The sequence below is a fragment of the Mycobacterium sp. KBS0706 genome (assembly GCF_005938675.2).
Taxonomy (GTDB): Bacteria; Pseudomonadota; Alphaproteobacteria; order DSM-16000; family Inquilinaceae; genus Inquilinus.
In genome coordinates, this window is record NZ_VCCH02000034.1 from 1 (window position 1) to 15372 (window position 15372).

The window sequence follows — 15372 nt, forward strand, 5'->3', positions numbered from 1 at the left end:
TTTGGCTGCCGATGCCTGGCGGTATAGGTCCATCAGGGGCAGAAGTCCGGGCGTTATCGGAGGTCCGCTTTCCGCCCCTAGCCGACTCACCAGGCGGGTACCAAGTGTCAGACTGTGACCACTAGGGTGTCTCGCCGGCTAAACGGCGGCATTCGGCGGGCGCCGCCAGGAGACCAAGGGGCGCCCCGCGATCGCCAATCCAGGCCGCAGATCCCGTTCCTTCGCCGCGTAGAGGCGGGTGTCGGCGATAGCCGATAGACCGCCGTCATCCTTGGCGTCGTCGGGCAGGAAAGCCCACCCGAAGCTGGCGCCGACAGAAACCATCGCATCCCCGACCTGGATCGGGGCTGCAAGAGCTTCCCCGATCTGGCGTGCGAGAGCTTCGGCACCGCCCGCGCCAGGATCCGGTCCGACGATAGCGAACTCGTCGCCGCCGATGCGGGCGGCCACCATCGCTCCGGGAACTTCGTCCCTCAGGCGCCGCGCCAGCACGCGCAGAACAGTGTCGCCAGCCAGATGCCCGTGACCATCGTTCACGGCCTTGAAGCCGTCCAGGTCGAGCACCATCAACAATGTTCTGGACCCGTCCTTTTGATATGCCGCGATCCGCTCCCGCAGGGCAGCATCCAGGGCATGCCGGTTCGCCAGCTCGGTGAGCGCATCGTGGTTCGCCATGTGCTCGATCCGCTGCTCGAGCGCTTTGCGCGCGGTCACATCCATGAACGATCCGACAAGCCGCACAGGCCGGCCGGTGTGATCGCGCTCCACTGCTCGCCCGCGAGCCAGAAGCCAGATCCACCCGTCATCGGGGCTCGGCCAGCGATATTCGACCACGCATCCTGGCGAACCACCAGCCAGGTGACGATCCAGTTCCGCCGCGACGCGATCACGATCTTCCGGGTGCATCCGACTGAGCCACTCTTCAAATGGGCGTCGGGGCGCCGATTGGCTCCGGGTTACGAGAGATGAGGCATTGAGGGCGGCGAGCTGGCCCGACGGCACATCCAGGTCCCAGATCCCGTCGTTGGTCCCCTCGAAGACAAGCGCCAAGCGCCGCTCGCTTTCGGCCAGGCGCGCCTCGACCCTCCGTCGCCCGGCCATGATGCTGGCAACCAGGACTGCAGCGAGCGCGACCAGTGCGACCGACAAGCGGACCGTCAGAAGGACTCGGAGCGGATCTTCGTTGAGTGTGTGTGAGGGCAGCCGGTCGAGGCCGAGGCCGAGGGCAGCGAAGATCCAAAGCCCGGCTAGCGCAGCCAGAACCGTCGTCACGAAAATGCCGCAGCGCATAGCGGACCAGATCAGCGGCAGCAACAGGAAGCCAGTTGTGCCGATCCCACCGGTGACCGCGCCGACGACGGCCATGATGACCAGCAGGACCATTGGCCCGATCAATTCCGGCCCCTCTTGGCGGACCGCGCTGACAAATTGTTCTAGCCGCCAGGGCCTGGCCGGGATTGTGAGCGCGACGGGAAGGATCGCCGCCACGCTGGCCATTCCTGACATCCACCAGGTCGCGGTGTTCAACAGAATCGCCGGATCACCGAGCCAGGCGAAGCCGAGTGCAGAGGCGATGCCGCCGGCCAGCGACAGCAGAACGCAGCCCACGGTGACGCGCAGGACCGCCTGAGGGTGTGCCAGCTCGCGGTCGTCGGGCCCCATAGGCGCGAGGAACAGTACGCCGGTCACGATCTCGGCGAGATTGGCGAGAAGCAGTACCAGCGCCAATTGGATGCTGCGCCCATAGCAGAGATCCGCTGCGACGAAGGCCACAATAACACCAGCCCAGCACAGCGGATGAGGGCGGTTTGGTCGACGTAGGAACCAGCCGATCAGCGCGGCATTCGCCGGCCAGAACAAGGCCAGGGGCTCGACCCCCTTGGTGGCAATGCCGACCACCGCCAGGACGAAGGTAAGGCCCGTCGCCTCCAGCACGTCGCGAGGATAAGCGCGCATCAGAAATGTCGCATCAAGCTGTCTGGCGGGTAACCACGGCCGCTGGCTGTGCCTTGCCCACAGGCACACGGATACGGATGGTGGTGCCGACACCGGGCTTTGAGATGATCCTGAGATGTCCCTTTAGGGTCTGGACCAGCTGCAGGCAGCCGGTAAGGCCAAGCCCCACGTGTCTGCCCGCCCTCGTCGAGAAGAACGGCGTCGTCGCTTTGCGCCGAGCCGCCCGGTTCATGCCAATGCCGTTGTCCGCAACTTCGATCACGAGTTGACGCCAGAAGAACCATTGGCGTTGAATCCTGTGTGACACAATGATGCGTGGTTCATCGGCACTCCCGACGCGCGCTGCGATCGCATGCTTTGCATTCTGGGCTAGCTCGCTGAGGATCAGGCGCAGATGCGGCGTAGGGACAAGAATCTCCTCGGCCTCCGAGACATCGTTGATCGAGACGGCGTGGCCGTGCTCGATTTGCAGGGCGACCAAGACCGACGCCAGCGATTCTTTATCCGAAGTCGGCCTCGTCGTGCCCGACATCAGGAGAATGCTGTTGTTGATGGAATCGAGTTCCTTGGCCGCCCTCTCCGCAGCTGAGACTAGCTCAGGGTCGGGCAGTGTATTGAGGTCGATGGCTTTGAAAAACAGCACGAGCGCTGCGATTCGGGTGCGGGTCTGGTGGGCGAAAAGCGACGTGAAACTACGGCTGCGTTGATCCTGGCGCTTCGACAGCGTCGCCGCATGGACGAACATCGCCAACATTACGAGCACGAGCAGCGCAGCGACAGCGAACAGCGCGGCATTGCGCGCAGCGCTCGATGAGATCCAGGCCGTCTCGCTGAGAGTTTGGCTATGGGCCGTGGACGAGCCGGCGACACTCCAAACATCCTCTTGCATCGCCTCGAGCCTGCTCATGGCCGCGCCATACGATGTGATGGGATCGTTTCCCCGGGCACTGGCCAGAATCTCGTCGACGACCGCTATCGATCGGTCGAGGGCCGCCATGTCGTGCTCTTGCAGGAACCGAGGGGAATAATCCAGGTTCCGCAGGGTGATCAAATTTGTCTTCAGGAGACGAAGTTCCTTTTCCAAGCCGACTTCGTCTTTGCCGGTCGCGCGCACCACCTTGATATCGGCGATAGCGTTTGCCAGCCTTTCCCGTACTTGGCTGGCCCGGTCCTGGACCTCGAACGTCTGCGACATGATCGTTTCCGTAGCCTGGCGATATTCTTCGGACCGCTTGAAGGCATAGACGGTCAGGACCAGGGCAACGGCGATCACAAGCAGGCCGATCGCCGTACCGCGGGCCGCGAGGAAACGATAGGTTCTCTGCAGGAATTCGACTGCGTTGCGCATGATCAGTCCGGAGGCTGTATCGAGGTGACGAACCAAACCCAAATGGAGTTACGCTGCGGAGAGTAGTATGCAGGCATCTGATCTAGTGGCCACATCAACAGAAAGGGGCCATGTTCTTCCAGTGTTAGTGGGCGATAATCGCCGGGTTCCAAGCAGGCGTTCTGAGCGATTACCTTTGGCGAGCACGCGATCTCCAGGGCCAAGATAGGCTTGTAGGTATCTATTTCTTCCATCTTAACGTAGGCTTTGAATCCGTCATAGGCACCAAACTTGATGGTCACCATGCTCGGCAATCGGCTCTGAGCGAGAACATCCGTCATGGCCGGGCCCCGGTAGCGGAGGGCGGCACCGCCTTTGCTCCATGGCGTGATTGTTTCCATTTCGTGCTGTGGAAATGTGGTCCGAAGCTGTTCGTAGGTGAAGGTCCGGAGGACCTGTTTGTCAGCGCCATAGACGACGATGCTTTGAGCGTCGTCATCGGCTCCCTCGGCGGCTGAGGCTGCCAGGAGTGTGATGGCCGCGCAGAAAAGCTTGGGCCAACTACGCATCCGTGTCCTCCGGGCAATATTCTCGCGGTGATCGATCCCGATTGAAGAGCACACAAGGCCCGCGGGACCCTCGGGGATCATAGGCCCAGCCCTTCCGTGCCAGCTGAACCGTGATCTCCTGGATACCCTCGAGTCCGTACAGGTGGTCATGCAGCTCGCAGAAGATGCGTTCGACTCCCGGGAGCTCCGCGCGGGAGAGAAGCTCCAGCTCGGCCCCCTCGATGTCCATGACGAGCAGACTGATCGCGTGGCGCCGCACGACGGCGTCGATATCCTGCGAGACCAGACCGATCACGTCGTCATAGCTGCCCTGGTGCTCCACCAGAGAGGACATCCAGAGATCACGGCGCTTGTAGAATGTGAATTCCCGCGGCTCGCCGGCGGCCAGGAGACCTTGATGCAGTTCGACGTTGCTCAGGCCGTTCGCCTTGAGCACCCGACGTGCGAGGTCGGCGGAGTCAGGGTCGGCCTCGAAGGCCCAGACCGTCACATCAGGCACTGACGCCAGAAGAGACGTGATCACTCCGATCCCCGCGCCTAGCTCGAGAATGCGATCACCTGGCCGGGCTGCCTTGGGCGCCCATCGGGCTTCCTTCGCCTCGTAGGTTCCTTCCACGAGGGCGGACCAAATCGTCGGCGAAACTTCCCCTCGGTCAACCGGCACCCGCAAACCGTGTACGAGCACTGGCTTCATTCAAGCTCCTTTTGGATAGACGCCGTTTCTCAACAGCTTGGCACGAGCTTGCTTGTAGTATTTCTCCACCGTATACGGGTCAATGCCGAAGCGTTCTCCCATTGATTCATATATGTCCTTGCGCTTAACTCCGCTTGAGCGCCGGCGCATGTAGTCAATTATATCCTGCTCGCGAGGTGTGAGCGCAGAGTAGTGGTACTCTGGTGGCCTATTTGGAATTTCCGACAATGAAATATAGAAACCCTCCTCGGAAATTCTTTGCAGGGCCGCAACGAGGCGATCGCCGTCAAGGCCCGTCTTCGCGATATAGGCATTGGCGCCGAGCTTCTGGGCGGCCAGGCCCTCCTCCATCTTGTCCGAGCCGGTGATCACCACGTGAAGGGCCCGTGGACAAGCTTCGACAGCCTCTCTGATCACTGCGAGCCGGTGCGAGGGGGCTGTGGGGTCGAATCCAGGTAGGCCAGGGTCGGTGATGACCAGATCGAAATCGCTTTCCGCCATGAGCGCGGCGGCGGTCTCCCAGGTCGCAGCGCCCAAGACGATGCAACTGCGGAAATACCGCTTGAGTTCGTTGATTAAGCTCAGGCGCATGAGATCGTGGTCCTCGATAACGAGTGCACGAACCGTCTGCTCGTCGGAGATCATCATAGGTTTGTCCATGCCTCATAGGACCACCTGCACCGTACTCCTAATAGGGTGGAGCGCGCCCCTTTTTTCGAGTTCCGGAATGAGTTTCATAGGGAAGCAGTCATACCGACAGTTGATTCTACACAACCGCTGGGCTTTTGAAGACGAGAGGAGCAGATGAAAGGGATGTCGGCCACACTGCTTTACGGCTACTCACCTTACGGTTTGGCTAGCTTCTTATTGAGTTCCTGCAGCTTTGCCAACTTTTTCTCTAAAATTCGATATTGTTTGATGGAAACGGTATCAGCGCCATCGTCCGCCGTCGTGCTGTCGGAGACGGCACGCTCATGTTCGACGGCCGCAAGCCACTGCTGGCGCTGCTCGGGCGCGAGCATTTCCCAGACAATGATCGCCGCCTTCACGTGCTGGGGAACGCCGCTTTGCCAATGGCCGCGGAGCTGGCTCGACACGGTTCGTTCGTGGTGCCCAAGCAAGCGTGCGAGCAGGCGCTGCGTCAGCCCGGCCTTCTTTGCACGAATCTGCCATGGGTAATTTTCCATGGCCGCATCCGGTATCGAAATCGCCCTCATTCGTCCATTGCTCCCAACCCGCGCTTGACACGATTAGGCGTAGGATCAAATGTGATGTAACACTCAATTTCGAGCACACAAAGGGGCGGGCCGGTGTGAGCGAGGCTGCAGGAGCCCGACACACGAGTCCCGGCGCGGTCACGACGGATTGATCGGCAACAGAAGGAGGAAAACGAAAGGGAAAGACGCAGCACACGCAATTTTGGACGGGAGGGTGATTCTAGCACCCCGACGTCCGAAGGCGGCCGGACGGGTGATTCCAGCACCCGCCCGGCCAGTCTCCAAATCGACCACCGGGTTTAGCAATGGCACGTCTGAAGACGGCGGACTGTAACATGTCCGCACAAATTGTGGGTACTCACCTGCAACGCCTCAGCCGGATCCTGGCCTTGACGGGCCGCGTCCATGGCTGACGGCACTCATTCCTCATCGGGGAACATCGCCGGCAACGACGAGCTGCGGAGCGGCAGCTCCATTCTCGGCGCTCCGGCCAAGCACCTCATGACCTTCGTCATGGCCAGCTTCCTGCTCGCCATCGGCGTCAACACCATCGCCGGAATCGTTCTCGGGATCCTCAGCGTCGGCGGCCTCCTGGTCATGCACCGAGACGACCCGGACGCCCTCGACATCTGGATCGCGCGGCTTCGGCCGCCCTGGTGCGCGGCTTGGACCATCGGCGCGAAGCGCCGCCCCATCCTTTGGATCGAATGACGGAGCACGGCAGATGATGAGAAAGTCTGCGGCCTCGGCCCTGGCACTCGCCGCGATGGCGGGCCGGGCCGTCGCTCAACAGCAGGTCAGCATCGGCACAGTTGCCACTGGCAACCAGGGAACGACGCTTCTGACCACCTTCCTGCAGGCCTGGGTGACCTTCGCCACCGGCCCGTGGGCGATCGCCGTGATCGCGGCGTCGGTCGCGATCGGCATCGCGATCTGGGTCTTCATGCCGCGAGAGGGGCCCATGGGGTGGGTCGCGCGCGGCGCCATCGGCGGGATCTTCCTCCTCAACATGGCGACCTGGATGGCCGACCTCGGCCTCACCGCCGGGACTGGCGGCTAGGCGGGATCGGCGACATGCGAGCAGAGCAGGACATCACCGAAGCCTTTCCCGTCTTCGCCCCGTTCGGCGACCGGTTCGTGGTCACCAAGCGTGGGACGTTGCTGACGGCGGTAGCCGTCGAAGGCGCGGATTTCGACGCCCTCACCCGCGGCGATCTCTCGCATGTCGCCCTCGTCGCCGCCCAGATCGCCGAGCAGCTGCCTCACGGCGCCGGCGTGACCCAGTACTACATCCACCTCGACCGGGTGCCAGTGCGGCTCCGCCAGCGGCCGAATCCGCTCAACGAAGCGGTGTCTCGGGCCCGGGAGACCTTTCTGAACGATCGCGGCCTCGCCCGATCGTGGCTGTATCACGTCTATGAGTTCGCCGATGACGGGGCTGCGACCACGTCGTTGTTCGGCGACCTGCGGGATATCCTCGGCGGCGGCCTCTTCGACCCGCGCCGCCGCGACAAGCTCACAAAGCGCTTGCGCAATCCGTCGGCGACCATCTTCAGCCGGGAAGGCATGAGCCACCTGGCGAAGCGCTCGAGCGACAGCCTGGACAAGATCGTCGGCCTCTGGGGCAAGCTCGGCCAGGCACGTATCGTCGACCGAAGCGAATTCTGGTCGCTGCTGCGCTATCTGGCGACATTCGACCCGGCGCACCTCGCCGAGGAGCGGCACGGGCGTCTGCCGATGCCGGATGACGAGCTGGACATTCAGCTGCCGGCCGGCGACATCGAGACGATCGAGATCCGCGGCGCGGCTCATCTGAAGCTCCACGGGGCCGTCACGCGATACGCGCGCATCGGATCCGTCACGGGAACCCCAACCGATCCTCTCGGCTGGCTCGCGAACGGCGCCGACGCGCCACTGCGGCAGAAGGGCGACTACACGATCGTCCATCACTTCGAGCCGCTGGGCGAGCTGGCGAAGACCGCCAAGTTTGCCGCGGCGCGAAACGCCGTTGAGCGCACGCGCATCAATCTCGTCAACATCGTTAAGGGCGAGACGACCACCACGACCGAGGAACGACGACCGAAACACAAGGACAAGCTCGCGGCCATCGAGGCGGCGGATGCCCGCACCGACCGATGGGGAACCGCTTTCTCAGCTCTCGTCGTCCCGCATGAGGACCCTGCCGCGATCGCGGGCCTCGTCCGCTCTATGAACGCGGCCATGACCAACCGTAGCGTCGGCCTGGTGTGGGAGAACGTCGGCCTGCCCTTCGCCTTCCGATCGGTCCAGCCCGGCGGCGCCAGCGCCTCAAAGCGGCTCAGCACCATCGCATCATCCCGCCATGGCGTGCTGTCCCTGGCGCTGAAGAGCCGGATCGGCCAGCCGGTCATCGCCGACCTCGGGGACGAGGAGTCGACCTTTATCTTCGAGACCTCGACCGGCGAGCCCTTCCACTTCTCGGCCTACGTCAACGGCCGCGCCTTCAGCGTTGGCGTTGGCCCGGTCAGGTCGGGAAAGACATTCTTGATGAACACGGTCGCCAGCCACTTCCTGAAATATGGCGGGTTCATTCGGTCCGTCGACATCGATCCTGGCGGCAAGTGCGTCTGCGACGTGTTTTCCGAGGGCGGCCGCGGCTACCTGGCGCTCGGCGAGAGCGGCGGCCTGAACCCCTTCATCTCGCAGCAGGGCGAGGATGACCCGGGCTTCGCCACCTACCTGGCACAGCAGCTGCAGCTCCTCCTCCAGGCCAACGATTCCGAAGGCGATCGTCACCTCGATCGGGAGGAGCAGAGGGATGTCGACCGGTCGATCCGGGCCGTCATGAACATGCCGGCCGATATGCGCAGCCTCTCCCAGCTGTTCGGTCACCTCAACCACAATACACGGCGCAAATTCGAGCGCTGGATGCGGCGCGGCCTTTTCGAAGGGCTGATGAACGCCGAGAGCGACGCCATAGGCGAACTCGACAAGTCGATCTCGACCTGGAATCTCGGCAAGTACCGCGACTATCCTAATGTGCTGAAGCCGGTCCTGTTCGACCTCTTCTACCGCGTGACGCGGTCATTCGAGGATCCGGCCTACCAGTCGATCCCGAAGATGCTGCAGATCGACGAGGCCCACCATGCCCTCTCGATCCCAGCCTTCCGGGACTATCTGGTCCAGAAGGTCCGGACTTGGGGGAAGTGGGGCGCCGGCATCACCCTGTGGAGCCAGTCGCCGACAGAATATGCCCGGATTCCCGATTGGACGGCGATCCGCAGCGCCGCCGGCAGCTTCTTCTTCATGGCCGACCGGCACATGGACGCCGACCAGTATCGCGAAACCTTCAACCTGACCGAAGGCGATATCGCCGCGATCCGGCAGCTCGAGCCCCGCAAGCAGGTCTACCTCGTCCAGCCCGAGCTCGACGTCCGCAAGACGCTGACCCTTCGAGTCGACCCGACCCAGCACGTCATCAACACCTCGCACCCACGGGAAGCGGCAATCCGCGATCGGCTGATCCGGGAGCACGGTCTGACCGAGGGTATCGCCCGCGCCGCGGTGGAGATCGCGGCTCTCGGGACGTCCCAGATCGAAGGCAAGGCAGCGTGAACCGGAGGATCGCCATGCGAAGCGCAACCACCCTCGTCGCTCTCTCGCTCGCGGCCATGCCGCTCGGTGCTGCGCACGCGGGGGGCGTGCCGACGATAGACCCGTCGGCCATTGCCCAGGACGCCGACTATTATTTCAAGCAGCTACAGGCGATGAAGCAGCAATTCGACGAATTGGCCCGCCAGACCACCCAGGCGATCCAGAACGCCAAGCGGCTGGGCAACCTCGATTGGCTCACCGACGAGCTGAAGCAGTACAGCGACCTCCTCAACAGCGACGCGGCGAAGACGGTGCTGTCGGAGTTCTATGGGATCCAATCGGACGCCCAGAACTTCCAGCAGCTGGCCCGGCAGAAGCTCGGCCAGCTGTTCGACCTGCCGCGGACGGATACGGATATCCGCCAGATCCTCGGCGAGGCCGGGGCCTCGCCCGGCGTCGTCGATTCCATCGCCACCAGCAACGGCCTCCTCCTCGACGATCAGGAGGCCATCCTGAAGACGACGCAGAGCCTCAACCAGAGTGCGGAGCAGAGCGCGAAGGCCCGGCAGGTTCTCGACGATCGTGCCGCCGACCTCGCGGGCCTCGGCGACAACGACATGGCGGCGACCATGCAGCTCAGCGCCGGCGTGCAGATCCAGCAGGGCTACCAACTCGACCAGGTGGTGGGCGAACTGCGAGCGATGCGGACGGAGGACGTGCAGAAGCGCCTCGTCGACCTCGAGGCTCGGAAGCGAGAGCTGGAGGCGCAGCTGGCCCGCCAGCAGGAGTTGGCCCGGATCCGGTCCGGCACCCATGCGCCTGTTCCTCTCTCCTCGTTCGGGAACTGAGCCGATGCGGTGCGCCATTGCCATCGTGATCGCTGGCGTTGCCATGATCGGCACCGCAATCGCTGCACAGCCGCGCGGCGTCTACGACCCCGCCTACCAGGCCGAGAGCCAGCGCATCGAGCGGGCTGTGGCCGCGGCCTGCCGGCGCGGCAACATCGCCGCGCGGGGTTTCTGCCGCGACCGGGAGCGGGAGGAGCTGCAGCGTGACAATCCGCGGCTGCGCGGCACCAATGCCTATTGCGATGCCAACTACGCCACGCTCGGCAACGCCACGCTTCGCGACACGGCAAACCAGCTTGCCGGCGACCGGCTGCAAGCCCGCTATGCGGTCAGCCTGCGCGGCAGCGAAGCCGCTGCGCGCGGGGAGGTTTCGCGCGAGGGCATCGAATTTGAATATCGCTGCGTCCACGACATTCTCGCGCGTCGCGGCGTCCGAACCGGCATCGACCTCGAGGGCTCCCACATCCCCGACAACGAGGTGTGCCAGCAGGTCAACTGTAGGGCAGGCCAGCGGCCGCCCTCGCCATCAGGAGGGCCGCTCGACGGCGTCACCGACACCCTGAGAGAGTTCAACTCCCTCTTCGATTGACCCCACCCCCACCGACGGGATTCTGCGCATGCCCTGGGCAGCGAACGCTCGACGATTCTCTGTTGCGATCCTCGGCCTGGCCGCCTTCGGGCAGGCACGGGCAGCCTGGTCGGCCGACGGCGACACGACCGGCAACTTCGAAACTGTCGGCGCCTGGACCGCGACGATCAACCGGTTCAATCGGGATATCGCCGGCAAGATCAACGAGATCACGAGTCTGGGCAGCGACTACTACAACATCGGCTTGGTCTTCATGACAGCGCTGGCCGCGATCTACCTGGTCATCGCGGTGACGCGCTACGTGTTCCAAGACAAGAACTGGCCGCAGCTGCTCGGCAGCATCGTCTACACCGCTATCGTCATGGCGATTTTCGTCACCTATGGCGAAGTTGTCCGGGCGTTCAGCGCCGCCCCCTACGCGATCGCGACCACACTGCAAACGGCGGCCCTCGGGACCGACGATGCCTTTGCCCCGATGGTCTACCTTTACAAGGTCGTCACCAACGTCACGTTCAAGACCGACACGGCTTGGTACGACATCGTCGGTCAGATCGATTCCGCGCTGAGCAGCGGGCTCTTCGCCGTCGCCTTCCTCTTCGTCCAGGCCGTCTACCTGCTGGCGATCGCCTGGGCGACGCTCTGGCCGATTATTTACCTGTTCGCCCTGAAGATCATCGGCTTCATCACGATCCCGTTTCTGTTCGCAGGCCAGTTGGAGTTCGTCTTTTACGGCTGGCTCCGTCAGTTCTTCATGCTGTTGCTGTTCATCCTCCTGGTGAACGGCGTGCTGATCGCCAATGTCCTGCTGGTCGCCTTCGCCTTCAACCTCCCGTTCTCGGCGGCCGACACGATCGGTCAGACCATCGTCTCTGGCCTGCTCGCCCGTGCGCTGGTCATTGCCATCATCGTGTTCGGCACGGTCGCCCTGTTTCAGGCGCAACGCATCGCCGCGGCCTGGACGGGCTCGGATGCCCTCTCATCCGGCCTCGCGCGGACCGCCGCCATGGCCTTCACCAAGGGGCTCGTGAAGTGATCCGCAGACACCTCCTCCCCGCCGTCGTCGCGGCCGGGTTGCTGGCGGCCGCCGTGGCGCCGGCTTGCGCGCAAGATCAGGAGTTCGCTCCGATCCCTCTGAAGAAGATCGCTGACGCCACCAGCGGCGACCCGCTTGCGATCTGGTCTGACCAGGAGGTCGCGGAGGTTGTCGCCGGCGCGCCCAACATCTTCGCCGGTTCCCTTCGCACCAACCGCGGAACCGTGGTCGTCTCCCAGTTGGTCGGCCGAGGCTTATGTGACACCCCACAGGATTGCCCTGTCCGTGTCGTCCTGCAGGATCCCGCCGGCACGCGTCGGGTGCTGCTGGAGCGTGAACAGCTCTGCGCCTCGCCGAGCTTCTACTCGATCCGGCTCGATCTGAAGGCGCTGCGCGCCTGCGATCGCGTCGTCGAGCTACCCTAGGGGCCGGCGATGCGCAGCCTCTGGAAAGCGCTCCTCGGCCTGCTGCTGCTCCACGGCACCGCCGCGGCGGCCGTGCCGGTCGACGAGCTGATCGCTGTCGGCGCTCCGTCGAGCGTCGCCCCTTTCCTGTCGTCGGTGACGGTCAACGAGGGGAGCTGGGGGTCGAAGAACCAGTTCGGTTGCGCTGGCGCGTTCCAGTTCTGCCCGGGCACCTTGGAACAGTACTACAAGGGCTCTGTCGATAATTTCCTGAGCGACCCGAAGGCTCAGGTCGACGCGTACATGGAGTACGCGCAAGACGAATGGGGCAAGGCACAGCGCAACGGCCTCACCTCGGCCGTCGGACATGAGGTTTGCTACAACGGCGTCTGCACGACTCTCACGGAATCATCGATCCTGATGGCCTGCCAGTTCGGCTGCGGCGCCGGCGGCAAGCTCGATAATTTCGTTCGCAACGGCTACAGCTGCGATGGTCCGAACAAGACGACCGACGGCAACGGCACCTCGATCTGCAAGTACCTGGTCAGCGGTGCCGGCCACAACATCGAGGCGATCACCGGCAATGCCTCGCTAGAGACTGGCTCCCCGGAGATCCCCGGCGGCGGCGGTAATCCCGGCATTGGCCAGGACGAGACCACCGGCAACTTCGCGACGATCGCGGCCTGGACGGCCACGATCAACCGCTTCAACCAGAACATCGCCAGCAAGCTGATAGACCTTGTCCAGGAAGGCAGCGACCTCTACCGCCTCGGCGTGCTGCTGCTGACCGCGATCGGCGCCCTCTACCTGGTCGGCGTCATCATGCTCTACGTCATCCAGCGGGCGACCGGCGCCCAGACACTTGGCCGCGTTGCCTATGCCGGCTTCGTTGCCGCCGCCTTCGCCACCTATGCCGTGGTGGCAACCGTAATCAGCTGGACGCCCTATTCCATCGCCAGCCTTCTTCAGTCGACGGCGTTGGGCTCGGACGATGCCTTTGCCCCGATGGCCTATCTCTACAAGGTCGTCACCAATATACAGTTCCGGGACGAGGAAGGCGGGTGGAGCGCCCTTGGTGGAACGGGCGGGATCGCCTCGGCCGGGTTCGCCGTCGCCTTCCTGTTCGTCCAGACCCTGTATCTCCTTGCGATCGCCTGGGCGACGATCTGGCCGATCGTCTACTTCTTCGCGCTCAAGCTGATTGGCTTGATCACCATCCCCTTCATGATGGCGGGCCGGCTCGAGTTCGTCTTCGCCGGCTGGATCCGCCAGATCATCTCGCTGGCGATCTTCGTCCTGATCGTCAACGCCGTGATGATCGCCAACGTCCTGTTGGTCTCCTATGCCTTCGACATCCAGTTCTCGGCCGACACCGTCGGCCAGACCGTCGTGTCCGGCCTGCTCGCCCGGGCCCTCATCGTCGCCGTCATCCTGTTCGGGACCATGGCCATTTTCCAGGCCCAGCGGATCGCCGCGGCCTGGTCCGGCGCCGGCGCCGCCCTGTCCACCAGCTTCTCCAGGACCCTCACGACCATCGTTTCCAGGGGGATCAAGTGATCGACAGCACCTATCAGGACCAGCTGGCCCGCACCCGCACCATCACCGCCCTCGCACGCAGCACCAGGACCCGGAACGCGCTGCTGCTTCTCGTCCTGCTGCTCGCCTCCGCCGTCGCGATCCTGGCCTTCGCTTATGTCCGGATGGTCGACCAGTACGCCAACAATGTCCGGGTCGCCTGGGTCAAGCTCAGCCCCAATGGGGACGGCTACGCCGAATACCTGGACGATGGGGGCCAGGCCGACCGCTACTTCGACAAGGCGGTCTACGGCTCCCTGACGAACTACCTGACCTGGCGCTTCCGGATCGAACCGAAGACCATCGACACCGACTACGGCAATGCCTCGACCTTCCTCGGCCCGACCGAGGCCGCCAAATTCCTCAGCGAATTTAAGGCAGCCGACAAGGCCCGGGCCGCCGTCACCTGCGTCTCCTGCCCCCGCGCTCAGGTGACGGTGCGCGGCATCGACAACACGCTCCTGAAGCCAGCCCAAGGTTCGCAGGCGGCCATCTACAAGTCGGCCGCCTTCATCACCGTTACGGAGCGCGACGCCGCCGGGGGCGTCCTCTCGCGCACGAACAAGATCATCTCGCTCGACTGGACCCTGCGACCCGCCAGCCAGGCGTCGCAGGGTCCGAACCTTGAACGTCTCGCCGTCAACCCGCTCTCCATCGAAATCATCTCCCAGGACGAAAGGGAGGACCACGCCTGATGCGCGCCGTTACCCTCATCACCACCACCACGATCCTCTCGATGATCACCGCCGCCGGCGCTGCCCACGCGCAGACGGCCACTTCCAGGCCCGCAGCCCCCGTCTACGCCGCCTGCGGAACGCTCAATGTCGATGCAGACCTTCGGATCACGCTGTCAGCGCATCCGCAGGTGGCCACCAGGGTCAATTTCCCTTCGCCGATCGCCGACGTGTCCAACTCGGCGCCGTCGCTGTGGGACGACTTCACCGCTCCGACGGGGGAGACATCGCTGTGGGTGCGCCCGAAGACCACCACGATCGCCGGGTCCACCGCCGGCGTGTCGGTGCTCACCCAGGATGGCCGCAGCTATGATTTCGTATTCGAGATCTCGCCGGATGTACCGGCGACATCCTGCTGGGCTGTGGCGGACACCCGCCCGATTCGGGGTGCGGCGGACCGCCTGCAGGAACTGGAGACCGAACGTGTCGCGCTGTCCAACGAGCGGCGCCGACTGCAGATCGAACGGGAGGACCAGCGACGGCGCACAGCCGCGCTGAACCGCCAGCAGCAAGCGACCATCAGTGCCTTGTCGGACACCGCAGCGAAGCAGGCGCGAGACGCCATCTCGGCGTTCAAATACTCGGTCAACACCTCCTACAGCTGGGGCTACTCCAAGGTCCCCCCGCCCTTCGAGATCAGCGCCGCATTCGACGATGGCCGGAACACCTACGTTCGGATCCTGAGCGACGCCGCCGGCGCCCCGGCCGTCGTCGCCATCCAGGGCGACGAGACTATGGCGCTCAACTACGCCTATGACGATCTGACGGGCGTCTACACGATCCAGGGCCTGCATGAGCGGATCGAGCTCCGATTCGCCGGGATCCTTGCCCGCGTCGATCGGAAGCTCTGATC

General features: G+C 63.9%; 16 protein-coding genes. 10 read left to right on the forward strand and 6 right to left on the reverse strand.

From position 1 onward, the window contains the following. Nucleotides 1-138: 138 nt before the first annotated feature. The 6 genes from FFK22_RS19165 to FFK22_RS19190 all read right to left on the reverse strand — a co-directional run bounded on the left by FFK22_RS19165 (nt 139) and on the right by FFK22_RS19190 (nt 5763). Complete coding sequence (locus FFK22_RS19165; protein ID WP_138889117.1) at nt 139-1956, reverse strand: diguanylate cyclase domain-containing protein; 1818 nt, start codon at nt 1954-1956, stop codon at nt 139-141. 13 nt (nt 1957-1969) lie between these two features. Then, nucleotides 1970-3304, reverse strand: a complete 1335-nt coding sequence (locus tag FFK22_RS19170; protein WP_138889116.1) for a sensor histidine kinase KdpD — start codon at nt 3302-3304, stop codon at nt 1970-1972. Between the two features lie 2 nt (nt 3305-3306). Continuing rightward, a complete protein-coding gene (locus tag FFK22_RS19175) occupies nt 3307-3852 on the reverse strand; it encodes a hypothetical protein (protein ID WP_138889115.1) in 546 nt (181 codons plus the stop codon). Continuing rightward, nucleotides 3845-4546 carry an FkbM family methyltransferase gene (locus FFK22_RS19180; RefSeq protein WP_138889114.1) on the reverse strand — a complete coding sequence of 234 codons (702 nt, stop codon included), beginning with the start codon at nt 4544-4546 and terminating at the stop codon, nt 3845-3847. The genes FFK22_RS19175 and FFK22_RS19180 overlap by 8 nt, the downstream gene beginning before the upstream one ends. Beyond that, complete coding sequence (locus FFK22_RS19185) at nt 4547-5194, reverse strand: response regulator (RefSeq protein ID WP_186002538.1); 648 nt, start codon at nt 5192-5194, stop codon at nt 4547-4549. Nucleotides 5195-5391: 197 nt separating this feature from the next. Further along, nucleotides 5392-5763, reverse strand: coding sequence for a hypothetical protein (locus FFK22_RS19190; RefSeq protein WP_138889112.1), 372 nt, complete (start codon nt 5761-5763; stop codon nt 5392-5394). A 405-nt stretch (nt 5764-6168) separates the two neighbouring features. Here FFK22_RS19190 and FFK22_RS44470 point away from each other — a divergent pair, with 405 nt between their 5' ends. The 10 genes from FFK22_RS44470 (at nt 6169) to FFK22_RS19240 (ending at nt 15370) form a co-directional block, all read left to right on the forward strand. Continuing rightward, nucleotides 6169-6474 (forward strand): VirB3 family type IV secretion system protein, encoded by a 306-nt coding sequence (locus FFK22_RS44470; RefSeq protein WP_138889111.1) that lies wholly within the window; start codon nt 6169-6171, stop codon nt 6472-6474. A gap of 13 nt (nt 6475-6487) precedes the next feature. After that, nucleotides 6488-6823, forward strand: coding sequence for a hypothetical protein (locus FFK22_RS19200; protein WP_138889110.1), 336 nt, complete (start codon nt 6488-6490; stop codon nt 6821-6823). Between the two features lie 77 nt (nt 6824-6900). Then, the gene (locus tag FFK22_RS19205) at nt 6901-9357 is read left to right on the forward strand and encodes a VirB4 family type IV secretion system protein (RefSeq protein ID WP_138889109.1); all 2457 of its coding nucleotides are present in this window, start codon (nt 6901-6903) and stop codon (nt 9355-9357) included. After that, complete coding sequence (locus FFK22_RS19210; protein ID WP_138889108.1) at nt 9354-10184, forward strand: hypothetical protein; 831 nt, start codon at nt 9354-9356, stop codon at nt 10182-10184. Before FFK22_RS19205 ends, FFK22_RS19210 begins: the two co-directional genes overlap by 4 nt. Next, on the forward strand, nt 10150-10773 hold the full coding sequence (locus tag FFK22_RS19215) for a hypothetical protein (RefSeq protein WP_138889107.1): 624 nt from the start codon (nt 10150-10152) through the stop codon (nt 10771-10773). The genes FFK22_RS19210 and FFK22_RS19215 overlap by 35 nt, the downstream gene beginning before the upstream one ends. A gap of 28 nt (nt 10774-10801) precedes the next feature. Continuing rightward, nucleotides 10802-11806 (forward strand): hypothetical protein, encoded by a 1005-nt coding sequence (locus FFK22_RS19220; RefSeq protein WP_138889106.1) that lies wholly within the window; start codon nt 10802-10804, stop codon nt 11804-11806. Further along, nucleotides 11803-12231, forward strand: a complete 429-nt coding sequence (locus tag FFK22_RS19225; protein WP_138889105.1) for a hypothetical protein — start codon at nt 11803-11805, stop codon at nt 12229-12231. The genes FFK22_RS19220 and FFK22_RS19225 overlap by 4 nt, the downstream gene beginning before the upstream one ends. A gap of 9 nt (nt 12232-12240) precedes the next feature. After that, nucleotides 12241-13767, forward strand: a complete 1527-nt coding sequence (locus FFK22_RS19230) for a hypothetical protein (RefSeq protein WP_138889104.1) — start codon at nt 12241-12243, stop codon at nt 13765-13767. Next, nucleotides 13764-14480: a hypothetical protein gene (locus FFK22_RS19235; protein ID WP_138889103.1), complete on the forward strand. Its 717-nt coding sequence runs from the start codon at nt 13764-13766 to the stop codon at nt 14478-14480. Before FFK22_RS19230 ends, FFK22_RS19235 begins: the two co-directional genes overlap by 4 nt. Further along, on the forward strand, nt 14480-15370 hold the full coding sequence (locus FFK22_RS19240) for a TrbG/VirB9 family P-type conjugative transfer protein (protein WP_138889102.1): 891 nt from the start codon (nt 14480-14482) through the stop codon (nt 15368-15370). Before FFK22_RS19235 ends, FFK22_RS19240 begins: the two co-directional genes overlap by 1 nt. The last annotated feature ends 2 nt before the right edge of the window (nt 15371-15372 follow it).